Source organism: Kitasatospora sp. NPDC057595, assembly GCF_042800875.1.
Lineage (GTDB): Bacteria > Actinomycetota > Actinomycetes > Streptomycetales > Streptomycetaceae > Kitasatospora.
The window spans coordinates 53,703-77,294 of the sequence record NZ_JBHVGL010000026.1 but is presented as its reverse complement, the minus strand read 5'-3'; the positions used below and the strand labels follow the sequence as shown (position 1 = coordinate 77,294).

Sequence of the window (23,592 nt, the reverse complement as noted above, 5' to 3'; positions counted from 1 at the left end):
GGCGTGCGGGCCAGGGGCGAGGCTGACGGCCCGGACGGTCAGAGGGCGTGGTGCAGGGCGGGGGTCGTGGGTGCGTCGGGGCAGGTGGTGGTGCCGTCCGGGGTGCGCCAGGTCCGCTCGGGGTCGTCCTCTGTGGCGGCCCAGGAGAGTGGCTGGTCGCAGTGGCGGCAGCGGAAGCCGCCGGCGGCCGGGCTGGGGGCCTTGAGGGCGGCCAGGTTCTTCAGCGGGCTCAGCCGCGGCGGCACCGGCCGGGCAGCCGGTTGCGAGGCCGGTGCCGGGGTGGTGGCCGGCCGGGTGTGGGCGGCGGCGAGCTGGGTGAGCGCCTCTTCGACGGCGGGGCTCAGAAGCATGCGGGTGCGGCGCTCGGTCTTCCACCACCGGCCCGCGTACGCGGTGGGGGCGAGCAGCAGCCAGACGCCGGCGGTGACGGCGACGGCCGCGGTGTGCTCGCTTCGGGGGCCGGTCTGCCAGGTCGCCGCGCAGGCGGCCACGCCGAGGAGGGCCCAGCCGGCGCGGGCGGCGGTGGAGCCGCGCCGGGCCGCGACGAACAGCACCAGCGCGAGGACCAGGGCGGCGCCGCCCATCTGGCCCGGGGTGGCGGGCAGGCCGGCCGCGTTCTGGCGCAGCCAGGCGGCGACGCCGCCGAGCGGGATGCGGAGGACGTCGCGGATGCCGTCGACCGCGTCGCTGTGCCACAGGTAGGCGGCGGCGTGGACGCAGCCGCGGCCGAGGCTGGCGGCCATCGCGGCGGCCAAGCGGACCGCGGTGGTGACGAGGGTGATGGTCAGGGACGCGGCGAGGACGGCGGTCAGGGCGGTGGCGGTGATCTGTCCGGCGCGCTGGGCGGGGCTGGTGCGGGTGCGCCAGGTGGTGGCGGCCTTTTCGCGCAGGGGTGTGGTGGCCTCCCAGGCGCTGGTGGTGGTGGCGAGGACGCGCAGGGCGGCGTCGGTGAGGCGGGTGGCGAGCACGGTGGGCGGGTCTCCGATCGGGGTCGGCGGCAGGTCGGCAGGTTGGTGCGGGCGCCGCGGCGCCTTCTGGGGCCGGCGGCCCCCGCCCCGGGCCGGGCCGCGGTTGGCCGGGATCCGGGGCGGGGCCGTCGGCCGTCGGACGGGCCGGGAGCGGTCAGTCGCCGAAGTGCGCGGTGAGGGTGCGGGTGGCGTGGGGCAGGACGGTGGCGGTGCCGTCGGCGATGCGCTCGCGCAGCAGGTCGGCGGTGCACCGGTCGGGGGTGCCGTGGACGGTGATGTCACCGGCGAGGAGCTGGTCGCGCAGGCCGAGCGGCCACACGTCCAGGCGCAGGTGGTTGGCGGCGATGGCGGTCTCGATGGCGAGGGCGCGGCCGGTGACGACCAGGTCCTGGAGCTGCTCGCCCACCCGGGGCCGGCGCAGGAGGTGGTCGGCCGCGTCGATGAGGAGCAGGACCCGCGGCTGGTCCCCGGTCGGGGTGTGGGTGGTGCTGCCCGCGGCGACGCAGGCGGCGGCGCGCTCGCGGGCGAGGTCGAGGAGCTGGTCGAGCAGGCGCTCGGCGCCGTCGAAGTCGGCGCACCGGTCGGCGGGGGTGGTCAGGGTGGCGTGGTGGGCGGGCTCGATGGCCCAGGTGGTCGCGGTGGGGTCGGCGGCGGCCCGGGCGGCGAGCCGCTGGAGGGTGTGGGTCTTGCCGGAGCCGGTGGTGCCGACGAGCAGGTGGGTGTGCGCCATGGCGGGGTGCCTCCTTGAGGGCATGGGTGAGGAGCCCTCGGCCGGTGTGGCCGGGGCTTGGATGCGGTGGTGCGGGTGTGGATCCGCCCGCCCGGTCGTGGTGGCCGGGCGGGCGGAGAACGGGGCGGCCTGCCGGGCTACACCTCGACGGGCTCGGTGTCGCCGGTGGTCAGGGGCAGGCCGTACTCGCCGGCCGCCTGGGGGTTGCGGACGACCGTGCCGTTCTTGGTGAGTTCGGTGAGTTTGTTGGCGACCGTCTTGGTGGCGACCTGGGTCATTGAGGTGATCTGGTCGATGTGCAGGTAGGTGACGTCCAGGCCCGCCGGATCGCGCCACTCGTCCAGGATGGTGAGGATCTTCTGCACGGCGGTGGGTTCCTTGACGAGCGCGGGCGCGGGTCCGGGCGTCCACGGCGCGCCGCCACCACCGGCGCCGTCCTCGGCGGCGGGACCGACGGGAACGGTGGCGATCTGGTCGCGCTCCTCCCAGCCGGGGAAGTCCGCGGGGTAGGCGACGGCGTCCTCGTCCCAGAGGCCGGCGGCGGACTCCAGGATCCAGGCGCGCATCATCTCGGCCCGCTCGTCCGGGCCGACGACGTACCCGACACCGAACGTGCGGGACGGGTCGTCCTCCGGGACGGTCGGGTCGTAGACGAGGCTGTCGGTGCCGGTGCGCCAGTAGGCCGGGATCCGGGACGGGTCGATCCCGTCGAACGAGTCGGGCAGGTCGACGCGGTTCTTCTGCGCCCCGTCGGAGCGCAGAAGAACGAGGGCGCCGCCGTAGAAGATGTTGTCGCGGATCGACGTGTCGGAGCCCATCTGGTCGAGGTTGAGGATCTGGCCGCACAGCACCATGGCCATGCCGAGCGAGCGGCCCTGCGCGGCGATGGCGGAGACGATGAACGCCGCCTCCTTCAAGTGCTCCGCCTTCTCGCCGAGGAGCTGGGCGAACTCGTCGAGGACGACCGCGATGTACGGCATCTCGTCGGTGGCGACGAAGTTCTTCATCCGCATGGCCTGGGACTGGTCAACGCGGTGGAGCAGGATCGCGTAGGCCAGGCGCAGGGCGCCCATCGCGCCGTCCTTGCCGGTGCCCGCGAACGCGGCCATGTCCTCCACGTCCGGGTTGGAGGAGCCCTTGGGGTCGGCGTAGATGATCGCGATCCCGTTGACGTGGTAGCTCAGGCACAGCAGCTGCAGGACACCGCCCTTGCCGGAGCCGGTGACGCCGGCGACCAGGGCGTGGCGGGCGCCGCCCTTCGGGTCGAACAGCTGCAGCCGGGCCGGCCGGCCGGAGATGCCCAGGCCGAGCTGCACGAACCCGTTCGGGTTCGAGCGCAGCGCCTCGGGGCCCGGCAGCGGTTTGCCGGTCTCCAGCGGGGACTGGTCCATCAGCCGCAGGATCGCCCGGCGGGGGTCCTGGGTCGCCTCCACCGACACCAGCAGGGTGGTGCGGCGCAGGGCACCGGCGATGCGGACCATGTCCGGCAGGGTGATCGCGTCGGTGTCCTCGTCCGCGACGATCCACGCCGCGACCCCGCCGGTGGCCGGGTCCTGCACCGGCCCCTCGAGGTGCGTGCCGGGCATGCACCCGGACTTGTTGCCGACCCGCTGGAGCCACAGCGTCTCCAGCGGCCCGTACTGCGCCTGCTCGCTGACGGGCTGGACGGTGTGGACCAGGATGTGGCGGGCGGACTCGTGGGGGCCATCGGTGATGCGGATCCAGGCGGGCGGCAGCCGGTACACCCCCGAGACGGTCTCCGCGGTGACGGTGACCGGCCGGCCGGGCGCGGCCTCGATGATCCCCTCCCACGCCTCGGGGCCGTGCGCGGTCAGGTGGAGTTCCTGACCGGGGTGGGTGCCTTCCTTGCCGGAGATGTGCGCGAGCCAGCGCTCCAGCACCGCGCGCTGCGCCGGGGTGAGCGAGTCCTGCGGTGCGGGCTGGGCCGCCGGGGCCTGGGCGGCGGCGCGGCGCCGGCGGCGGTTTCCGAGCACCTTGCGCAGCACGAACGCGGTGTAGCCGGACGCGCCCCACCAGGCGACGGACACCAGACCGGTAGCCGAGGGCAGGGTCATCCACCCGGCGAGCAGGGCGTCCGCGCCGGGCAGGCCCTGGAGGGTGACGGTGGCCACCGCGGTGGCGGTGGCCACCGCCGAGACGAACATCGGCCGGCGGTGCGCGGCCAGGATGTCCCCGCCCGGCACCGCGGCCAGCGTCCGCTCGGACAGCAGGCCGGCGAAGTTCGCGCCCGCGAGCGCGGCCGGGGCCGCCAGCAGGCACGAGACGGTGCTGGCGGCCTGGCCCTGAAGGAACGGCAGGACCGCGGCGGTCAGGGCCGGGGCGGCCGTCTCCACGACGGCCACCGCCCGCTCGACCGTCGGGCTGCGCACCGCCTGGTCGGCGGGGGTGGTGTGGGTGCTCATCGCGGTGTGCTCCTTACTCCTGGGTGTACCAGGTGCGGTTGGCCATCGGGACCGGGGCGTTGTCGACGGCCTGCTGGATGCCCTCGTGGGACCTGATCGCTTCGCGCTCGGTGTAGCGGGCGACCTGGGACGCGTCGTTGGCGCTGTTGGCGTAGCCGTTCGCGCTCTGGCTCAGGCCCTGCATGGTCTTGGAGAGTTCGCGGGTCTCGGCGACGGTGGCGGTGTCGACGTTCAGCGACGCGATGTTGTCGGCGGTGCGGCCGACGTTCTTGGCTCCCTCGGCCAGGCGCGCGGCGAGGCTCTTGTGGTGCTCGGCGCCGCGCAGGACCTCCTTGGCGAGGTTGGCGACCTCGCGCTTCAGCTCGCGGTAGGCGAGGTTCGTCTTGTCGCTGTTCTTCTTGTTCGGGGCGGGCATGGGTCAGCCTCCCTGCTGGTCCGTGTAGAACTCCGCCTCGGCGGAGCTGGTGAGCGGGCTGTCGGCGACGGCCTTGTAGATGCCGCCGTGCCGGGTTCCGGCGTTGACGACCAGCGCGGTGGCGGCCTCGGCGCCCTTGGCCGCGTTGCGCTCGGTCTGCTCAGCCGCCTTGCACAGCTGCCGGCAGGCCTCTTCCAGGTGCCACAGCATCGTGATCAGCCCATCGCCGCCCTTGACGGTCTTGGCCCGCTCGTAGAGCCTCTGCGCGGCCAGGGCCTGCTGGGTGGCCACAGTCACCGCCGCCTTGCTCTCCTCGGCGATCTTGGCCAGGTCGGCGCCCCGCTTGCGCATCGTGTTCTCGAACCCCTTGAGGGTGCGGATCTCGGTGCGGCCCAGCTCGCGCTCCTCGCCGTCGGCGGTGAAGCGGACCGTGCTGGGGGTCACCTTGACGTCCGTCACGGGCGTGGCCCGGCTCGTGTTCTGCTCGGGCATCGGCTCCTGCGACCTCCTCAAGGTGGCCGGACCGTCCGGCCCGGTGTGCGGGGTGGGCCGGACGGCGCCGGTCACGGCGTCGGCCGCGGCCAGGTCCGGCGGCGGGGCGGCCTGGGCCAGGGTCGTGGTGCCGGCCACCGGCCCGTGGCCGGCGGCCTTGCCATCGCTCCGGCCGGGCTGGCGGTCCGCGGTGGTGGGCTTGGCCAGGTCGACGCCCGGCCCGTCAGCGGGCTTGGACGTGGCCTCGGCCTTGGCCTTGGACAGGTCCGGTGCCGCGGCGGGTTTGGTCAGGTCCACGCCCGGCCCGCCGCCGGGCTTCGGCGTCGCCCCGGCCTTCGACTGGGCCGGGACGGCGGGCGCGGTGGTCGGCTTGGGCGGCACCACCGGCACCGCCTTGCCCCCCTCGCCCGGCTTCGCCGGTTTGGTCAGGTCGACGCCCGACCCGCCACCGGGCTTCGGCATCGCCTCGGCTTTCGACTGGGCCGCTGCCGTGGCCGGCTTGGACGGATCGACGCCCGGCTTCGACGTCTTGCTCAGGTCAACGCCCGGCCCCTCGTCGGCCTTCGGCTCGGCCTGGACAGCGGGGGCCGTGGTGGGCATGGGCCGCACCACCGGCACCGCCTTGCCCCCCTTGCCCGGCGCTGTGGTCGCCTTGGCCGCCCCGCTGTTCTTCGCCAGGTCGGCCGGCGGCCCGGCGGCGGGCTTCGGCTTCGGCTTCGCCTCAGCCTGGCCCGGGACGGCGGGCGGCACCGTCGGCTTGGGCGGGGTGGTGGGCATGGGCGGAACCACCGGGATCGCCTTGTCCTCGCCCGGCTTCGTCGACTTGGACGGGTCGACGCCCGGTCCACCGCCGGGCTTCGGCGTCGCCCCGGCCTTCGACTGGGCCGGGATGGCGGGCGGGGTGGTCGGCTTGGGCGGCACCACCGGCACCGCCTTGCCCCCCTCGCCCGGCTTCGTGGACGACTTCGCGGCCCCGGCGTTCTTGGCCAGGTCGGCCGTCGACCCGGCGGCGGGCGCCATCTCCGGCTTCGGCGGCTCCTGGGGCCGCTGGGCGTTTCGGATCTTGGCGTCGTCCATCTTCCTGCGATCGGCCTCGTCGGCGGCCTGCCGATCGGACCAGCCGTCCTTCACGCCGTCCCGGTAGGCCTGGGCCTGGCCGACCGCGCCGGCCACGCGCCGCCCGTCCCGGTAGCCGGCCTCCCGGGCGGACTGCGTACGAGGGCGCTCGCCGGGTTCCCGTCCGCCCGCCGGCTTGGAGGCGGCGATATTCGATCCCGGCTCGGCCTGCTCCCTCTTCGCCAGGTCGGCCTTGTCCGGCCCGCCCTTCGTCTCCTGAGGCTTCTGCTTCTCGGCCTGGGGCCCGCCCTGACCGGGACCGTCCGGCTTGGAGGCGGGCACGCCCGCTCCGGCCTGACCGTCCGTGTCATCCGGCTTCGGGCCCATGGCGCGCTTGGCGGCCGGCCCATTCGAGGTGCTGTTCTTCGCCGAACGGGGCCCCGAGTCCGACTTCGGCTCGCTTGTCCCCTCCCGGCGCCCCTTGCCGCTCTTGGAGCCGCCGGAGCCGGAGCCCGAGGCCCCTGCGTTCTCGGAGCCTCCCGAACCGCCGAAGGCCTTCGACGCCCTGGAGTCAGAGCCCTTGGCTGCCTTGGTGTCCGCGCTGGTGCGGTCGTCCTTGGCCGTCCTGGACGAGTTGTCCGCCTTGGCCGCCTTGGTGTCTGCGCTGGTGCGGTCGTCCTTGGCCGTCTTCGACGAGGTGTCCGCCTTCGAGGCCTTGGTGTCGGACGCGGTGGCGGAGGACTTGGCGTCGCGGGTGTCGGCGCGCTTGGCGTCCGACGACGTCTTCGCATCCGTACTGGCGGCGTTCTTCGACTCGCTGCTCGTCTTGCCGTGCTGCGCCGACGTCTTGTTGTTCAGGTCGGCGACCTTGGCGTCCCGGGTGGTCTTGGCGTCCTGGTTGGACCGGCGCTGCGCGCTGTTCTCGCTCTTCGCGGTGCGGTCGGACTTGTTGCTGTTCGTGGTGTTGGTGGAGGTGCCAGAGACCCGGGTCTCCTTGACCTCGTGGTTGCGCTTGACGGTGGTGGCGGTGCCGGTGCGGCCCCACCGGGCGGCGAGCGCGCGCACCAGCGCGGACAACGGGCCCTGCGCGTTCGCGGCGTCGTCCTTGCCGTCCTTGTTCTTGGCGTCGCCGCCCGCCGCGGCACCCTCGGGGCTGGCCTGGGCGGCCTGGCCGAGAGTCGCGGTGGAGCCGATCGGGACCGCGCGGGCCGGGGTGATCGGGGCGAGCATCTGGGCGAGGGAGCCGGGCGCGGCCGGGTCCGGAGCAGTGCCGGACCCGGCCGCGGTGACCGGTCCGTGGCCCGTCTGCGGGGCCTCGGCGGAGGACTGCTCGGGGGGCTGGGAGGAGAGGTGGACGGTGGGTGGGGTGGTCGGAGCGGGCGGTGCGGGAGGCGTCGCCATCACCAAGATTCCTCACTGTAGGTGACCTCCCTCCCCCCTCCCTCCCCGGTCCGGAAAGAACTCCCCCTGGCCTTTGAGCGGCCAGGGGGAGTTCCGGGGGGACGTTTTCAAGGCGGGAGGGAGGGGGGAGGGAGGTCACGGATTGTCACTACCGGAAGAGACGCTTCTTCGCCCAGCCGTAGCCGGTGACGGCCACGACGGCGCCGAGGACGGCCAGGCCGGCCATCGGCACGGGGCCGTCCTGGCCGTCCTCGGAGGAGGCGGCGGAGGCGGTGTTGACCATGCCCGGCGAGGCTTCCATCGGGAATGCCTTCCCGCAGTCGGCGATCGCGTTGTACGCGCCGCCGGCCTTCGCCACACAGGCCTGGACCGCCTCCCGTCGGGCCCGCTGCGCGTCGCTCTCCACCCCGCCGGTCTTCGCCATCTCGGCCGCCAGCGAGGCGTCCTGCTTCTGCCGCTCCAGGTCAACGCGGGAGGCGTCCAGGGCGATCTGCGCCTTGCGCACCTCGGCCTCCGCGGATGCCGAGGCGTAGTGGGACCACGAGACCATGCCGGCCGCGGCCAACACGATCGCGCCGCCGGCCAGGCCGGCCTTCGCGCGAGGGGACAGCTTGGCGCCCGGGGCGTAGGCGCCGTGCAGAGGCGGCGTCTTCCAGGACGGTACGGACGTGATGTCGTATGCGGGGTCGTTGTAGACCGACTCGTCGGCCATGACGTGCTCCTTCTCAAGGGATATGAACTGGTGGTGCTCGGCGCCGGGGCCGGACGCCTTGTCCGGCCGCCGGAACCCCCAGGTCAGGGGGTGCCGACGGCCGGCCGAGAGGCCCGGAACAGTGGGGATGGAAGACCGGTCAGCGGCGGCGCAGCCGGGGGTGGCACCACCGGCAGTCGGGGCCGTGGTCGCGCTCGCGGGCGTGGACCAGGAACAGCGGGGTGGCCACGGCCAGGGCGACGACCAGGGCGACCAGCGCCAGGCCGGCCAGGTAGAGCAGGGTGTTCATCGGGGGAGCTCCTTCGCTGGGGCTGTGCTCGGTACGGTGGTGCTCGGCGCTTCGGCGCCTTCGGCGGTCACCAGGGCGATTGCTGCGCCCTGGTGGCCACTGGAGAGGCCGACGGCTGTGGTTGCTCTCTGTGACTGCTGCGGTCGGACCGGGCCGTCGCCGGGTGTCCTGTCGGAGCGTCGGCGGGCAGGCCGGTCTCAGCCGGTCTTGCGGTAGCGGCTGCGGGCGGTCTCAAGGCGTCGGCCGGCCGTCGCCCGGGACTTGCCGATGACCTCCTCGGCGTCGTCAAGTGAGACCTGCTCCGCGCCGCCCCGGCGGTGCATGAGACTGAGCAGCGCGGTGATCTCGCCCTCGATCTCGGCGTCCTGGGCGGAGGCGCGCCTCCTGGTCTCACCGCCGCGCTTGGCGAGCGCTGTACCGGGCGTGGTCTCACCGCCGGTCTCACGCTCTGACGTGCCGGTCTCACGTTCGGCGCCGCCAGTCTCAACCAGTCGCATCGGGCGGGCGGTCTCACGCGGGCCGCTCTCACCGGGGCCGCCCTCGATCTCACGCGGGTCTCGCGGGCCGGTCGGCTCGGTGTCGGGGTCGGGCGTCAATGCGGTGAGGTCGTCGGTGAGACTGCCGTAGACCGAGTCGTCGGTCTCACCGTCACGCGTGACGGTCTCACTCTCACCGGGGCCCGGCTCGTCCTCCCTGTCGCCGGTCTCACCGTCGGCGGTGATCTGGTGCAGGCGCCACATCACCCACGGCGCGATGGCCGCGACCGTCACGATGAGCCACCACAGCGGCTTGCCCTTGTCGGGCCCCTCGGTGTGGACGCCGACCAGGCCGGCCGCCGCGAGGTGGTAGACGGCGTTCGCCGCGACCATCAGCACGATCGCGCCGAGCACGTCCTTGTGCCGCCGGAAGGACTGGACGACGTAGACGTCGATCGCCAGCGGCAGCGCCCAGGCGACCTCCTGCGGCCAGCCCGACATCTTGGCGAGCGCGAACTCCCCGGACGCGGTGAGGACGATCGTCGCGGCGAGCGCGACCCTGGGCCCCCACGTGTCGACGAACCGCGCTCGCACCCGCGTCCTGGCAACCAGCTCTTCGGCCTGCTCGGCCTCCTGCCGGATCGCCGCCAGCCGCTCGCGCGCCTCCATCTGCTGGCGGGCCCCGGTACCGAGCACCTCGCGAACCCGGTCCTCCGCGTCGCCGACCAGCTGGCGGGCGTGCGACGCGGCCTCGGTGACGTGCTCGTCGGCCGCCTCCTCCGCCTTGCGGATCACGTCGGAGGCCCTCGCCTCGGCCAGCGCCTTCACCTCGGCGACCGCCTCGGTCGCCTGGCCCTCGGCGGCGGCCAGGACATCGGCCGCCTCCGCGACCCGGGCCTCGGCCTGCTCCTCCGCCTCCGAGAGCAGCTTGCCCGCCTGTTCCCTGGCCTCGTCCAACAGCCGCGCCGCGTCCTCCTGCGCGGCGTCGACCGCCGCCCGGGCCTCGCCGCGCAGCTGCTCGGCGTCGCTCTCGGCCTCCTCGCGCGCCTTCGCCGCCGACTCCCGGCGGGCCCCGGCGTCCTGCTCGGCCGCGGTCACCAGGTCGACGGCCTGCTTCTTCGCCTCGGCGACCAGGTGCTCGGCGTGCTCCGCCGTGACCCGCGCCTCCGCCTCCGCCCGCGCCCGGGCCTGCTCGGCCTCGGCGAGGATCTGCTGCGCGCGGTCGCGGCCGGCGGCCAGGATCCGGTCGTACTCGGCCTCGGCCTCGGCCTGGAGCTTCTCGGCGGCCTGGCGGCGGCGGACCACGGTCTGCTCGGCGGCGGCGAGGTCGCCGTCGGCGATCGTCCGGGCCCGGGCGACCGTGTCCTCGGCGGCCGCGATCTGCTGCTCGGTCAGCACCTTGAGCCGGGCGACGTGCTGCTCGGCGGCGGTGCGCTGCTCGATCGCCTCGGCCAGTTCCTCGCGGGCGGTTGTCAGCCGGCCGTCGAGGTCGGCGGCCGCCGCCTTCGCCTGCTGCTCGGCCCGGGCCAGCACGGTGCCGGCCTCGGCGCGGACCTGTTCGGCGTGCTCCTCGGCGTCGGCCAGCTTCCGGCGGGCGTCGGCGAGCAGCTGGTCCGCGTCGGCCTGCGCGGCGGTGCGCAGCTGGTCGGCCTCGGTGCGGGCGTCGGCGAGCAGGGCGTCGACGGCGGCGTGGTCGGTGACCGGCTCGCGGGGGGCCGGGGCGGTGTCCGTCGCGGCCGGCTTGGTCGTGGTGGGCTTGGTCGGCGCCGGGCGGCGGGCGGGAGTGCGGGTGCGGGCAGCCACAGCGGGCTCCTCCTCTATATAGGGGTGCGCGGGAAAGCGCGGGCGGGTCAGGGACGGCGCAGCCAGGCGACGCGGTCGGCGGCGCCGTCGGCGGCCATCACCAGCCGGACGTAGTGGGAGACCTCCTCACCGCGGGCACACAGGCCGCGCCAGGTGAAGACGGCGGCGAGCGTGCCGGTGCGGAAGGCGGCGGCGGCCTCGCGGTCGCCGGCGGCGATCCGGGCCTTGATCTCGCGGGTGAGTTCCCGGTGGCCCCGGAACTCGGTGACGGTGTCGCGCAAGCGCTCGAACATCGGGGGCTTCTCCTCTCCGGTCCCGCCGGAGCCGGCGGGCGGTGCGTCGGGCACCGTCGAACATCGCCGCCCCGCGCCCGGTGGTCCGGGGCGGGGCGGCGGCGAACGACAACCGACCGACGGTCAGGTGGTGGAGCCGGCCCTCGATTCGGCGCGGTAGTTGGTGTAGTTGGCGCCGAGGAGTTCCAGCAGGGCGGCCAGGCCGGCCACCGGCTCCATGGCCGGGCCGCTGCGGTGGCTGTCGAGCAGGCACACCCGCTCGACCTCGGGGAAGAAGTGGGAGCGGTTGGTGCGGGCCTTGGCGCGGCCGGGGTGGTAGTGCAGCCACCGTCCGGCACCGAGGTAGTGGACGGCGCTGCCGTCGGGGTAGCCGGTCCACCGCTCGGACAGCGTCAGGCCGAGCGCGTTGGTCGGGTCGAGGTGCTTCTCGGCGTGGTCGGCCGCGTGGATCTCGGCCTCCTCGCGCACCCCGGTGTCGACGTGCGTGAGGACGGCGGGCAGGTCGCCGTCGACCGGCGGCTCGGACGGCGCCCACCCGCTCTCCTGGGCGGCGAGCAGCAGATTGGCCGCCGCCAGCTCGTACTCGGTGTCGTCCAGGCGGCGGCGGGTCGTGGTCCAGGTGCGGGTGCGGATCAGACGGAACACGAGGTGGTCCTCCCTGGTGGTCGGGGCGGTGTGTCGGGCACCGACACCGCCGCGCCCCGCCCCCGGTGTCTGGGGGCGGGGCGCGGCGGCGGTCAGCGGCGTCCGGCAGTGGTCAGGTTTGGGGGTGGTCGCCGGTGAGCTCCGCGACCCGGCGCAGGTGGTCGCGCTGGCGCTCGATCGCGGTGTGGACGTCCTTGTACAGCGGGGCGGGGCCCCAGCTGCTGTAGTCGCTGTCGGAGCCGACGACCCACGCGGGGTCGTGGCCGGCCTTCTCGGCGGCCTCGCTCCTGGGCAGGTTGCTGTACACGTAGGCGGCGTGGACGTCCGCGATACCGCGGGCCTTGCGGTCCCACGCCGTCGCCGCCTCGAGGACCGTGTCCTGCGCGGTGATCAGCCGGTAGACGGTGGAGCGCCACTGGGTGTCGGGGGTGGAGGACAGCGCGGCGGCCAGGTCGTCCATCTCCTGGCGGGCCCGGGTGTAGGCGGTCCATCGGTTCGCGCAGCCGGTGGCGGCGATCTGCAGGTCCAGGACGTACCGGGCGTCGCGCCACAGGCCGCGGGCCTCGTCGTACTCGGCGCCGAGCAGCTGGCGGGCGGCCGGGGAGAGCGACCGGTCGTGCCAGTGGTCGGCGGGCAGGGCGGGCTCGGTCTCGTCGCCGGCGAACGCCTTGAAGCCAAGGACGAGGTTGCCGAACTCCGTCGGCACCGTGCCGGTGAAGTGCGGGTGGTGGCGGCCCTCCAGCTCGCCGGCGACCTGCTGGTAGTCGGCGGGGCTGATCACGAACATGCTGCCCTCCATACGGGATACGGGACGGGGTGGGGTGTACGAAAGCCGCCGCGCACCGGCCCCCGCTTCCCGCGGAACCGGTGCGCGACAGCCAGAGACCCGGTCGGGGTCAGACGAGGTCGAGCGGGATACTGCTGACCCCCGACCGGCTGCCGACGACCATCGGCTCGGCGCCCTGCGCGTCGAGCGGGATACTGCTGACCCCCGACCGGCTGCCGACGACCATCGGCTCGGCGCCCTGCGTGACGTAGGTCCCGCCGCTGCGCATGTCGTTGTACTGCGGGCCGTCGCCGATGGTGATCGGCCCGGACGCGGTCCCGATCTGCACGACCGGCCCGCTCGTCCTCGAGCTGCTCACGGTGTTGCTGGTCTCCTGCTGCGCCATAGGTGTTTTCCTCCTTGTGGGGGCCGGGACGGTCCCGGCCGATCGGGTGCTCGCTCGCCGGGCACCTTCGAACACCGCCGCGCCCCGCCTCCCGGCATCCGGGGGCGGGGCGCGGCGGCGAACGACAGCAACCGGCAGCGGTCAGGCTGCGGCGGCGAGACGCCAGAACGCGGCGACGGTCTCCGGGTGGGCGGCCTCGTCCAGCACGTGCCGCTGCTCCAGGAGTCCGCCAGCGGTGGCCGGCTGCTCCAGGACCGGGTCGGCCCAGCGCGCGACGTCGCGGGCGTCCAGCTCGTCCATGTACGCGACGAACTCGGCCTGGTCGGCCTCCTCGTACGCCGCGTTCATCGCGGCGATCCCGGCCTGCCAGGCCTCGTACTCCTCGGTCGTCCTCACGGGCGGTTCCCCTTTCGTCTCGTGGCTGGTGGTGCTACTTCTTCTGTCCGCTGGCCTTCTCGGCCTGCGCCTTCGCGCGCATCTCGCGGGCCCGGCGCAGCAACTCGTCCATCTGCTTGCCGGTCCAGGCCTGGTCCTCCGGGCTGCTCACCGGCCGGTCCCGCCCTTCTTAGAGGTGATCGGCGGGTCCTTGGGGGCCGGGGCGCCGGGGGTTCCGCCGCCGCCGTAGGAGCGGCACAGCGTGAACTCGGTGAGGGTCACTTGCTGCCTCCCTGCGTGGCCTTCTTCAGCGCGGCGGCGGCGGCCTTGGCGGCCTGGGCGGCGGCCTTGTTCGCCGCCTTGGCGATGAGCAGCTCGAGGAGCGTGTCGGCCATGGGTCAGCCCGCCAGGGGGAGCGTGCGGAGGGTGGCGATGGCGGCGGCGACGGTGACCGGCAGCGGCCGCACGACGCCGGTGGGGGCGGGCTCGGTGTCGGCGAGGTCGTCCAGGTCGATGACGACCTCGCGGACGGCCTCGCTAGCGGCCAGCGAGCGGGCGCGGACCCGGCGGACCTTGTCGCGCAGGAGGACCAGCAGGCCGTCCAGGCCGCGGTTCTCGTCGGGGTAGAGGCCGGCGGCGACGTCGTCCCACACGGCGTCGGCCAGGTCCTCGTCGAGGTCCGCTGCGGCGGGGCTGATGTCGGCGAGCTGCTCGGCAGCGGCCACGAGCAGGCGGCTGGCGTACCGGCCGTACAGCTCGTCCAGGTCGTCGGCGGCGGTGGTCTTCGGGATGGCGGCGGAGAGTGCCATCATGAGGGTCACGGTCGTTTTCCTCTCGTCCTGAGCGGGGTGGGTGGTGCGACCGACTCGGCCCCGGGGTTGCGCCCCCGGGGCCTCTTGCGTGCTGGCTGCACGAGCAGCCACGGCCGCCGCCACCCCGTTGGTCGGGGTGGCGGCGGCCGTGGTGGTTCGTGCGGGTGTCGGCAGGTCAGGCGGGCCGATGTCCGGGCCGGTTCTCCTGCGGTTCGGGAGCCGGACCGAGGTACTGGCCGATGAGGTATCCAGGGACGACGGCCGCGCACTCGTGCCAGGACGGCCGGCCCCGCTGCGACGGGACGCGGGCCACGCCCTGCTCGACGCCGGCGCCGGTACGGGCCAGGTAGGCGATCAGGTGGGTACGCATCAGGCCGCGGTGTGCAGCGCGCTCATGTACGTGAGGGCCCACCGGCTCCGGGGACGGGGCAGGGGGCCGTGGTCCGTCGCGGCGGCGGCGGCGAGCTCGGCGACGTCGACCGCGTCGGCAGCGGTGGCCAGTCGACCCGCCAGGCGCACCGGCAGCTGGTGCTGGAGGCGGTTCACCAGGATCTCGGCGCTGAGGTCCAGGACGTCGAGGAGCTCGGTGTACGAATAGCTGCGGACCGCCAGGAGTCCGGCGGCGTGCAGCCACAGCTCGGCGCACAGGTCGTCGGCGGTGTCGCTGGCGGTGTCCAGGCTGGCGTCGTCCAGCAGCTCGCGCACGAGGTCGCGCAGGCTGGCCGAGTACCAGGTGTAGGCCTCGGCCAGCAGCACGGCGGCGGGGGCGGTGAGGGGGTCGGGCATCGCGGTCTCCTCGGAATCGGTCACGCAGGGCGGGGATGCTGTGCGGGCAGAGCAACGGCCACCGCCCACCCCGTCGTGCTCAGGGGGTGGGCGGCGGCCGTGGCGGTTCGTGCTGGGGCGGGGTCAGGCGGCGGAGGAGTTCCTGCGCACCGGGCTGGACTTGCGAACCGCCGCCTCGGTGCGCCGGGCGGCGAGCGCCAGCGACGCCTCCTGCGTGATGTAGCCCTGGGTCGGGAGCTGCGGGCCGAACAGCCGCCGACGGGAATCGGCGTGCCCGTACAGCGGCTCGACCCGGCGCACCCAGTTGTCGTGGTCCGACTGAGGGGACAGCTCGGCCCACAGGGCCTGACGGCGCCGGAGCTGCTCATCGGCCTGGATGGCGTCCTCCTCCGACTGCTCCCGCTGCTCCTGCTCGGCGCGGGCCTGGGCGGCGAGGCGCTCCGGCTCCTGGCGCAGCAGTTGCAGGTAGGTGGCGTACAGGCGGGCGCCGTCGGTGCACAGCCGGGTGCCGGAGCAGCCGGTGGTGCTGTCCTCGCGGGTGGTCTTGTCCTTGCGGCCGGCGCACCGGGTGCTGTGCGAGTCGAATGCTGCGCGGGCCGTGTCGGCGGTGGGTGCGGCCGGGGCCAGCTGGTGGAGCGCTGGCGGCTTCGGCGTCGGAATCTTGCGGAGCACGGTGGTCGGCCGGCGGGCGGCGACCTCGGCGAGGCCGTCCTCGACCTGCGTGACCCAGCGGGCGACGGTGAGGTCCATCTCGATGCGCTGGCCGCTGCCGGGGCACCGCGTGTCCCGCCGGATCTGGTGGCCGTCGGCGTCGCGCAGGTCGCGGCCGAGGTCGGTGGAGCGGTGCGCGGGGATCATCGAGCGGGTCAGCTTGCGCCAGGTTCCGCAGTCGGTGCAGACGACGGTGACGGGCTCGCTGGGGTGGAGCGTGATGTGGGTGGAGCGGATCTGCGAGGCCTTCAGGGCAGGCCGGCCGTTGTGACGCATGGGGTGTCTCCCTCGGTCTCGGGGATCTGGTTGCCGTTGCGTTCTCCGCCCGTCACGGCCGAAAGCCGTGGTGGGTGGGCAGCGCAACCGCTGCGTGAGAGCTGTCCGTAGCCCGGCGGCGGGGACCTCGTGGATCGTCACCCGTATGTGCCGTGAGCGGCTCGGTGCAGGTTGAACTATGGAGTTCTCAAGAAACAGCGTCACCGCCCGAAGACGGGTTGGATTTACGCCCAGCCCGTCCGTCGCGGACCGTAACCAGTCCGGTGCAATCGAAGATAGGGACCCATCCCGAACGTGTCAAGACGGTTTGATAGTGTCGTGACACCCGTCAAGATGCTGACGTTTGCTGCTTGACGCGATAGCCTGTGACGAAGCTGCCGCTCGAGAGGAGACTGAACGTGAACGCCAGCACGATCGCGGCCGAGATTCGGGAAGGGATCTCGGCTGGGCGTTACCGCCACGGGACGCGCCTCCCCGCCGTGCGCAAGTTGGCTGAGGAGCGCGGCGTGAGTCAGCAGACCGTCGCCGCGGCCTACGCCCAACTGGCGGCTCTAGGTATGGTCCGTACCGAACCTGGCAGTGGCACCGTCGTCACCGCCGGCCGGACCGCCGAAGCCCACCTCGGAACGTTCGGGCCCCCAGACCTGAGCGTGCCTATCTGGAAGCCGACATCCGGTGGTGAGGCCAGCGAGGCCACCACCCTTGTCCGTCAACTGCCAGCTCCGCCGCATATGGCTGCGTGGGGGATCACCGGCACCGATGTCGTGGAGCGCACTCGAGTCCGCTCGGTAGACGGCGTTCCGGTCCAGCACAAGTTGACCATCGTTCCCTACGAGCTTGCCTCTCGTCAGCCTGAGGGCCACGAAGGGGTCCCGCCCCTGCTGGCTCCGGTCGGAGCTACTCGCATGTCCCCCCCGGCTGGGGTTCGCTTCGCTGACTGGCTCGGTTGGAACGTCCTGCGCACCGACACCGTGATCTCTGCCGAACCCATGGATCAGGCAGCAGCAGCAGCGCTCGGCGCGGCAGAGGGCACCCCGGGGTTTCGGATCCTGAGCATTGCTCGCGATCCACAGGAGTCCACGGTCTTTGTGACGGTCAGCACCACGCCTCTGCATCACTTGCTGACACTGAGCATGGCCGGCTGACCATCGGAAGTCACGCCGTAAGCGTGCGCTGGCCATGCGGATCATGCGCACGGCCTGGGTGAAGGCTATTGGCCGGCGACTTCGATGGCTAACTGAAGGCGCCCCGACTGCTTCAGGATCTCTGTCTCTCATGGGATACATCACAGCGGCTAAGTAGCTGACGATGAATCACATGGGCGTCATCAGCTCCATCAACACGTCCATACACACGAATTCACATCTGCGTACACACGGGTTTTCGCTGGTCAGCCCTAGGCTGCCGGGCATGGTGACATTGGAGGGCGGGGGCATGGCCAAGGGACGTGCGGGGTGGCGGCCCGACCTGCTGCGTGCGCAGCGGGAGGCTCACGGGTTGACGTTGGAGAAGGCGGGGGAGCGGCTGCGTCAGGTCGCCGAGGAGGCGAGACTCAAGGGCGTCCCGGCTGCAAATCCGCAGACGTTGTGGCAGCACGAGCAGGGTGAGGTCTACCCCGGTCCGCACTACCGGCGGGCCTACTGCCTGCTCTACCGGGCGACCGACCCGCAACTGGGTTTCCGTGCCGCGCTCCCGGGCGAAGAAGCCACGTTCCGGCTGACGCCAGCGAGCGCCGAGCACAACGGTGAGCATGTCCTCGCCGTCGAGCGGGCGATTCACCGGATCGCGGCCGGCAGCGACGAAGCCGACCACATGGGTGTGCAGCAGCGGATCCTGGACGCCTGGAAGCGCCGGCACACCGGCGGTGACCCGCACCGGCCGGTCGTGATCCTAGTGGGTGGATACGCCGGTTCCGGGAAAACCGAGTTCGCCCGGTTCCTTACCCAGCTGACGGGCTGGCCACTGCTGGACAAGGACCCGCTGACCCGACCGCTGGTGGAACGGCTGCTGGTCTCGCTGGGTGGCGATCCACATGATCGGCACACCGATTTGTACCGCGAGCAGGTGCGCGGTCTCGAGTACGACTGCTTGATGCAGGCCGCCTGGGCCAATATCGGCTGCCGGATTTCCACCGTGCTCACCGCGCCGTTCATCGCCGAAATGACGGACGAGGGCTGGATGCAGCGGCTCACGAACCGGTGCGCGTCGCTCGGCGTCGATGTCGCGCCGATCTGGGTCCAGTGCGACCCGGAGTCGATGCGCGAGTACGTCGGCTTCCGCTCCGCGGCCCGGGACGCCTGGAAGCTGGGGCGGTGGGACGAGTACTTGCAGACGATCGATGTCGACCTGCGGCCGGCCGTACCGCACCTGGTCGTCGACAACCGGCTCGGTGCTGCGATCTCCCTCGCCGACCAGGCCCGGCAGGCGATTCGGGAGGTGTACGCATGAGCACCGAACCCACGCGCGGCGTGATTCTGTACGGGCCGCCGGCGTCCGGGAAGGACACGGTCACCAGGGCGTTGAGCGACGTTGACCCGGCATTTTCCCTGTTCTCGCGGGTGAAGTACGGGCCGGGCCGGTCGGCCGGGTACCGGATGGGCACTCCCGAGCTACTCGAGGAGCTGCGGGCGTCGGGTGCGGTTGTGTACGAGAACTCCCGCTACGACAGCGTGTACGTGACGGACCGTCCCGGCCTGGACGAGGCGTTCGCGCGCGGCGTGCCGGTGATGCACCTGGGGCAGGTCGACGGGGTGCGGGCGGTGCTCGACGGCTACCCGGCCCAGTGGCTGACCGTCCTGCTGTGGTCTTCTCGAGAGGTGACCGAGGCGCGATCAACCGGTCGGGGCGACGCGGACACTCCGGCGCGGCTGGCCGCGTGGGACGCGACCCTGGCCGACCTCGACGCCAACCCCACCTTCCGCTTCGACCTGACCATCCGCACCGACGAGTTCGAGCCCGAGGCTGCCGCCAACCAGATCCGCCTGGCGCTCACCGCACCGCGCGGCGACCTGCTGCTGGTCGACTTCGACGACACGCTGATCGATCGCCTCGCCGCAGTGACGGCTTGGGTGGCCAGGTACTGCACGGAACACAATCTGGGGCCGGCGGTCGGGCAGCGGATGCTCGAGGCCATGCGGGTCCGAGCGGACCTGGACGTGATCGATGGCCTGTGCGCCGAGCTCGGTCTCCCGGACTCTCCGAGCGAGCTCTGGTCGCGGTACGAGCCGGAGCTCTCCGCCCTGGTGACGCCGTTCCCCGGCGTGATCGAAGCCCTGACCACCGTACGGGAGGCCGGTCACCAGGTTGTCGTCGTCACCAACGGCGGCGCCGGGATCCAGCACGCCAAGCTCGCGGCGTCCGGCATCTCCAACGTGGTCGACGCTGTGTGCATCTCTGGAGAGGTCGGCACCCGAAAGCCGGGGCGCCGGATCTTCGAGGCCGCGGCCGCCAGCGTCGGCCGGGAACTCGCGCAGGGTGGGTGGATGATCGGCGACAACGCTGACCTCGACGTCGCCGGCGGTCGGGACGCCGGGCTGCGCACGGTCTGGATCTCGCACGGCCGGGACTGGCCGGGCGGAGCCGGGCCTGACTTCATCGCCCGGACTACTGTCGAGGCCTTCGCATACGTGGCGGGAGGTGTACGGTGACCGCGGCTCAGCCCGTCCTCGCGGTGCTGCATCCGGGGAGCATGGGCGCGGCTGTCGCTGCCTGCGCGGTGTCGACTGGGGTCGAGGTTGTGTGGTGCCCGTCCGGGCGCAGCGCCGCGACCGTACGGCGTGCCGAGCAGGCCGGGCTGGGGCCGGTGACCAAGTTGGACGAACTGCTTGAGCGGGCCGAGGTCGTGCTGAGTCTGTGCCCGCCGGCCGCTGCAGAGGACGTTGCCCGCGATGTCGCCGAGCGCGGGTTCGCCGGGGTGTTCGTCGAGGGCAACGCGATCAGCCCGGCCAGGGCGCGGAGGATCGCGGACCTGGTGGGTCGAAGCGCTCGGGCTGTCGTCGACGGCGCGGTGGTCGGCTCGCCGCCGACCGGCGGCAAGCGCACCAAGTTGTTCCTCTCCGGGCCGTCCGCCGCCACCGGCCGGGTCGCGGCACTGTTTGCTGGCACTGCCGTGTCGACGCCGGTCCTGGGCGAAGAGATCGGGCAGGCCTCCGCGTTGAAGGTCTCCTACACGGCCTATCAGAAGGCTTCCCGGGTGCTGGCCGCGCTCGCCTACGGAGTGGCTCAGCATCACGGCGTCGACCGGGTGCTGTTGGAGGTGGCTGGCGGGCGGCAGGGCAGCTACCTGGCCGAGACCGGCTACATCGCTAAAACTGCGGCTCGGGCGTGGCGCTGGGCACCGGAGCTGGAGGAGGCCGCCGACACGCTGCGTGCCGCGGGCCTTCCGGACGAGGTGATGCGCGCGGTCGCCGACACGCTCCGGCATTGGACGGATGCGAAGGACGACCAGGGGATCTCGGTGGAGGACGCCCTGGAGATGCTGAGGGGATCCAGCCGATGAAGGGCTTGTCGGGCCGTCGCATGGTCGGGGCGTCAGATCGACACGGTGTGCTCGCCGTTACTCTGCGAGTTGTCCACAGGGGTAGGCTTGCCCCGACAGTGATCCATAACGATCTTTGCCGTCCGGACCTTGGACAAGTCCGGACGGCACCAGAGTGGATCGGCGCCCCTGGCCGGGGGCCCGTCCCGGTCGACCACGCGGAAGGTGGTGACGCAGTGAAGGGTACCCGTACCCACCAGCAGGCACACGTGCGGCACCCCGCCGTAGAGGCGACCGGTTCGAGGTCGCTCCGGCGGGGTGCCGTCGTCGTATCCAGGTACACCTCTCCCCCGAAGGGGGTCAGTGTGACTTAGTCGTCTTGGGGGCGCCGGCCTTTGGCGAGGCCAGCAACCCCGACCACTTCCGGTGGGGCCAACCACTGGACTGCGGTCTTGCGTGATCCGTCCGATTTGGCGATCGGACGAGGGCCCGGAACGGGTCTCGGCTTGGCGGCCGAGGCCCGCGATGGGCGGCATTTCGGTTCGGGCTGAACCAACACCCCCGAGGGGGCGCTTCTGCGTTCCCGCATGTAAGAGCAGGAGGCTCTGCCATTTTGCAGCAGGTCAGGACCCCTTTCCAGTCTTCACCGCCTAGGTTTGTTGATCTTGGGGTTTCCGGTGCGGGCCTTGACACCGATCCCGCAGGGCGGGATCCGGGCGCCTCACCCTTCGTTTCCAGGGGATTCGTTGAGGGACCGGTTGTCGGACCGGTTGTCGGAGCCGCAGCGCACAGTCCCAGGACTGTGACACATATCACCCGTTCGGGTGAGGGTGTTGGTGTCGCCGTGGACGGCCCGTCGGGTGTAATTCCGGCCGCGCAGCTGTTTCCCGGCCAGCGCCAGGAGCCGGCCGACGTCGCAGTGGCCGCCGTGGAGGTGCCAAAGGAAGCCGGACGGTTCGTGCCGTGCGTGTCGGTGCTGCCGCGGCTGCTGGTGCCGGCGGCCGAGCAGTGGGTGACGACCACCCGGGGCCGGGTCGCGCTGGACCCGTACTCGTGGATGCAGGCGGTGCACTGGGTCGTGGCGTCGGGCTGCTACCGGCCGTCGCGCTCGCACGGGCCCCGGGAGATGGGCCGTACCGCGATCCGCACCGCGCAGCTGCTCATGGAGCTGTCGCCGTGCCGCCCGGGCGTGGAGTACCTGGCCCGGCGCCTGGGTGTGACCGAGCGGACCGCGCAGTACCAGCTGGACATGCTGCGCGAGGCCGGCCTGCTCGCCTACGTGGCCAAGGGCACCCGGGTCCGCGGCGAGAAGGCAAAGGCCAGCGAGTTCGTCCGGGTGATCCCGGCCGAGTTCGACGCCGCGCTCAGCGTGCGGACCGTGGGGGAGAGCACCGGTCGGCGGGTGGTCGGGATCGCGGAGGCCGGGCGGGCGGCGATGGCGTTGCTCGGCAAGCGGGCCTCGCGCAAGGTCCGGGCGGCCCGGTCGAAGGTGTCCGCGAAGACCGCGGCGACAACCGCTCACCCCGCTCCGGCCGGTGCCTCGTCCCAGGGGTCACAGGCCGCTGACGGCACTTCAACGGCGCTCTGCCGTTGCACCCCAATGGGGGGTGGTTTCTGTACCTGTTCTGCTGACGGTCCTACTCCCCATCCCTCTGAGAGCAAGCTCGCGGGCGGGAAGCCGAAGTCCACCACCGCGAAGAAGTCCAAGCCGGCGGGCCGGGCCGCCCGGAAGCTGAACAGGGTGGGCCGCCGCTACCGGCTCGCGTTCGAGCTGGTGCAGCAGGTGCCGTGGCTGCGCCGCGCCCTGGTGCCCCGGGTCGCCTGGATGGTCCAGGAGGTCGCCGACGCCGGGTGGACCTGGGAGGAGGTCGCCGCCTGGCTGACCAGCACCGAGGCCCCCGAGCGCGGCGTCTACCGGCCCACCGGCCTGCTCGGCCACCGCCTGCGCGGCGCCACCGCCGTGCCGGGCTGGACCACGCCCGCCGACCGGACCCGCGCGGTCGAGCGGTGGCGCGACTCCCGCTCCGCCGCCCGCGCCCGCCACGACCGCACCACCACCGATGACTGGTCCTTGACCGACTCGCAGGCCCCGACCACACCCGCCGCCGCCCGCCTGGTCGACCAGGCCTTCGCCCAGCTGCGGCAGGCCAGCGGCCAGGGCGCCCAGGAACTGCAGCTGTTCGCCCAGGACGAAGACGGTCTGACCGACCTGCACCAGCTCACCCGCGAAGACGTCCTCGAGCTGCGCACCCTCGGCCAGCGCGACCCGGAGATGGTCCTGATGGCCATCCGGGACTGCGGCGAGGACTACGCCCGCCAGCTCTACACCCACGACCTGGTCGACCAGGTCCTGCGCCTGCGGCACACCGACCGCATGGTCATCCACCAGACCTGGAGGTCCGCGTGACCGAGACGTCCACCAGCGGCGTCGACCTCGCCCGCGTCGCCCTCAAAGCCGCCCGCGAAGCCGCCCGCACCCGCAGCGCCGACGCCCCCGGCGGCCGCAGCTCCACCACCCGCCCGACCCGCCGCACCACGATCCGCACCGGCGGCCGCGACCCGATCGGACTCGGCGCCGCCCTGGCCGGCCTCGTCGCCGAACGGGCCTGGGACACACCCACCGCCGGCGGCAGCCTCCTCGACCAGTGGGCCACCATCGCCCCCGAACTCGTCGGCAAAGTCCAGCCCATCCACTTCAACCCGCGCACCGGCCGACTCGACCTCCAGCCCACCTCCCCGGCCTACGCCACCCAGCTGCGCCTGCTCGGCCGCCAGCTCGTCGCCCGGATCAACGGCAAGCTCGGCCGGACCCTCGTACGGGACCTGCGGATCCTGACGCCCCGCGCCATCGCCGACACCGGCCCCGGCCCCGGCGCTGACCAGCAGACCGAGCAGCACCAGGGCGCAGCGCAGCCCGAGGCTCCAGCCCGTACCCGCGACGACGTCGCGAGCGCCGGTTTCCACCGCGCGCTTGCCGAGATCCGCCGCACCACCAGCGTCATCGATCCGGCCATCGCCGCCGCTATCGCCCACCAGACCCAGTACCTCATCGACCACCGCGAACCCTGGGACCAGTTCGCCCAGGGCCTCGCCGAGAAGACCGACCGGGAGGAGGCCGCCGCCCGCACCGCGGCCGCCACCAGCAGCCAGGCCCTCGCCGAACGCCGCGCCCGCGCCGACCGGGCTGCGCGTACCGCGGCGGTTCCGCTGCGCCCGACCCGGCCGCCGATGCCCCTCAGCGGCGCCGCGTGACCCCCGGTTGCCCAAGCCATCACCCCTG

Annotated in this window: 23 protein-coding genes; 6 read left to right on the top strand and 17 right to left on the bottom strand. The window is 73.1% G+C overall.

The genetic code is table 11. The features are described 5' to 3' along the window. Positions 1-38: 38 nt before the first annotated feature. From ACFU9E_RS30685 to ACFU9E_RS30605, 17 genes are all read right to left on the bottom strand, one after another. A complete protein-coding gene (locus ACFU9E_RS30685; RefSeq protein ID WP_380685127.1) occupies positions 39-968 on the bottom strand; it encodes a hypothetical protein in 930 nt (309 codons plus the stop codon). A gap of 154 nt (positions 969-1,122) precedes the next feature. Next, positions 1,123-1,698: an AAA family ATPase gene (locus ACFU9E_RS30680; protein WP_380685128.1), complete on the bottom strand. Its 576-nt coding sequence runs from the start codon at positions 1,696-1,698 to the stop codon at positions 1,123-1,125. Between the two features lie 137 nt (positions 1,699-1,835). After that, positions 1,836-4,121: a hypothetical protein gene (locus ACFU9E_RS30675; RefSeq protein ID WP_380685129.1), complete on the bottom strand. Its 2,286-nt coding sequence runs from the start codon at positions 4,119-4,121 to the stop codon at positions 1,836-1,838. A gap of 13 nt (positions 4,122-4,134) precedes the next feature. After that, entirely contained in the window at positions 4,135-4,536 is a 402-nt protein-coding gene (locus ACFU9E_RS30670) for a hypothetical protein (protein WP_380685130.1), read from the bottom strand. Between the two features lie 3 nt (positions 4,537-4,539). Continuing rightward, positions 4,540-7,485, bottom strand: coding sequence for a hypothetical protein (locus ACFU9E_RS30665; protein ID WP_380715520.1), 2,946 nt, complete (start codon positions 7,483-7,485; stop codon positions 4,540-4,542). A 148-nt stretch (positions 7,486-7,633) separates the two neighbouring features. Next, a complete protein-coding gene (locus ACFU9E_RS30660) occupies positions 7,634-8,197 on the bottom strand; it encodes a hypothetical protein (RefSeq protein ID WP_380715518.1) in 564 nt (187 codons plus the stop codon). A 139-nt stretch (positions 8,198-8,336) separates the two neighbouring features. After that, entirely contained in the window at positions 8,337-8,486 is a 150-nt protein-coding gene (locus ACFU9E_RS30655) for a hypothetical protein (protein ID WP_380689135.1), read from the bottom strand. Between the two features lie 197 nt (positions 8,487-8,683). Further along, positions 8,684-10,765 carry a hypothetical protein gene (locus tag ACFU9E_RS30650; RefSeq protein ID WP_380689133.1) on the bottom strand — a complete coding sequence of 694 codons (2,082 nt, stop codon included), beginning with the start codon at positions 10,763-10,765 and terminating at the stop codon, positions 8,684-8,686. A 47-nt stretch (positions 10,766-10,812) separates the two neighbouring features. Beyond that, complete coding sequence (locus tag ACFU9E_RS30645) at positions 10,813-11,058, bottom strand: hypothetical protein (RefSeq protein WP_380689131.1); 246 nt, start codon at positions 11,056-11,058, stop codon at positions 10,813-10,815. Positions 11,059-11,181: 123 nt separating this feature from the next. Continuing rightward, positions 11,182-11,703 (bottom strand): hypothetical protein, encoded by a 522-nt coding sequence (locus ACFU9E_RS30640; RefSeq protein WP_380689129.1) that lies wholly within the window; start codon positions 11,701-11,703, stop codon positions 11,182-11,184. A 112-nt stretch (positions 11,704-11,815) separates the two neighbouring features. Further along, entirely contained in the window at positions 11,816-12,490 is a 675-nt protein-coding gene (locus ACFU9E_RS30635) for a hypothetical protein (protein WP_380690346.1), read from the bottom strand. A 109-nt stretch (positions 12,491-12,599) separates the two neighbouring features. Then, complete coding sequence (locus tag ACFU9E_RS30630; RefSeq protein WP_380690348.1) at positions 12,600-12,875, bottom strand: hypothetical protein; 276 nt, start codon at positions 12,873-12,875, stop codon at positions 12,600-12,602. Between the two features lie 141 nt (positions 12,876-13,016). Further along, positions 13,017-13,271, bottom strand: coding sequence for a hypothetical protein (locus ACFU9E_RS30625; RefSeq protein ID WP_380690372.1), 255 nt, complete (start codon positions 13,269-13,271; stop codon positions 13,017-13,019). 377 nt (positions 13,272-13,648) lie between these two features. Then, the gene (locus ACFU9E_RS30620; RefSeq protein WP_380690374.1) at positions 13,649-14,071 is read right to left on the bottom strand and encodes a hypothetical protein; all 423 of its coding nucleotides are present in this window, start codon (positions 14,069-14,071) and stop codon (positions 13,649-13,651) included. 166 nt (positions 14,072-14,237) lie between these two features. Beyond that, positions 14,238-14,432, bottom strand: a complete 195-nt coding sequence (locus tag ACFU9E_RS30615) for a hypothetical protein (protein ID WP_380683398.1) — start codon at positions 14,430-14,432, stop codon at positions 14,238-14,240. After that, positions 14,432-14,848 (bottom strand): hypothetical protein, encoded by a 417-nt coding sequence (locus ACFU9E_RS30610; RefSeq protein ID WP_380683399.1) that lies wholly within the window; start codon positions 14,846-14,848, stop codon positions 14,432-14,434. Before ACFU9E_RS30610 ends, ACFU9E_RS30615 begins: the two co-directional genes overlap by 1 nt. A 123-nt stretch (positions 14,849-14,971) precedes the next feature. Beyond that, positions 14,972-15,835, bottom strand: coding sequence for a hypothetical protein (locus ACFU9E_RS30605; RefSeq protein ID WP_380683400.1), 864 nt, complete (start codon positions 15,833-15,835; stop codon positions 14,972-14,974). Positions 15,836-16,233: 398 nt separating this feature from the next. Here ACFU9E_RS30605 and ACFU9E_RS30600 point away from each other — a divergent pair, with 398 nt between their 5' ends. The 6 genes from ACFU9E_RS30600 to ACFU9E_RS30575 all read left to right on the top strand — a co-directional run bounded on the left by ACFU9E_RS30600 (position 16,234) and on the right by ACFU9E_RS30575 (position 23,564). Then, positions 16,234-16,980 (top strand): GntR family transcriptional regulator, encoded by a 747-nt coding sequence (locus tag ACFU9E_RS30600; RefSeq protein ID WP_350567788.1) that lies wholly within the window; start codon positions 16,234-16,236, stop codon positions 16,978-16,980. Positions 16,981-17,269: 289 nt separating this feature from the next. After that, positions 17,270-18,283 (top strand): AAA family ATPase, encoded by a 1,014-nt coding sequence (locus tag ACFU9E_RS30595; RefSeq protein ID WP_380683417.1) that lies wholly within the window; start codon positions 17,270-17,272, stop codon positions 18,281-18,283. Further along, complete coding sequence (locus ACFU9E_RS30590; protein ID WP_380683401.1) at positions 18,280-19,482, top strand: HAD hydrolase-like protein; 1,203 nt, start codon at positions 18,280-18,282, stop codon at positions 19,480-19,482. Before ACFU9E_RS30595 ends, ACFU9E_RS30590 begins: the two co-directional genes overlap by 4 nt. Continuing rightward, positions 19,479-20,333, top strand: coding sequence for a DUF1932 domain-containing protein (locus ACFU9E_RS30585; RefSeq protein WP_380683402.1), 855 nt, complete (start codon positions 19,479-19,481; stop codon positions 20,331-20,333). Before ACFU9E_RS30590 ends, ACFU9E_RS30585 begins: the two co-directional genes overlap by 4 nt. A 913-nt stretch (positions 20,334-21,246) precedes the next feature. Further along, on the top strand, positions 21,247-22,719 hold the full coding sequence (locus ACFU9E_RS30580; RefSeq protein WP_380683403.1) for a transcriptional regulator: 1,473 nt from the start codon (positions 21,247-21,249) through the stop codon (positions 22,717-22,719). Beyond that, positions 22,716-23,564 (top strand): DciA family protein, encoded by an 849-nt coding sequence (locus ACFU9E_RS30575; protein ID WP_380683404.1) that lies wholly within the window; start codon positions 22,716-22,718, stop codon positions 23,562-23,564. The genes ACFU9E_RS30580 and ACFU9E_RS30575 overlap by 4 nt, the downstream gene beginning before the upstream one ends. Positions 23,565-23,592 lie beyond the last annotated feature (28 nt).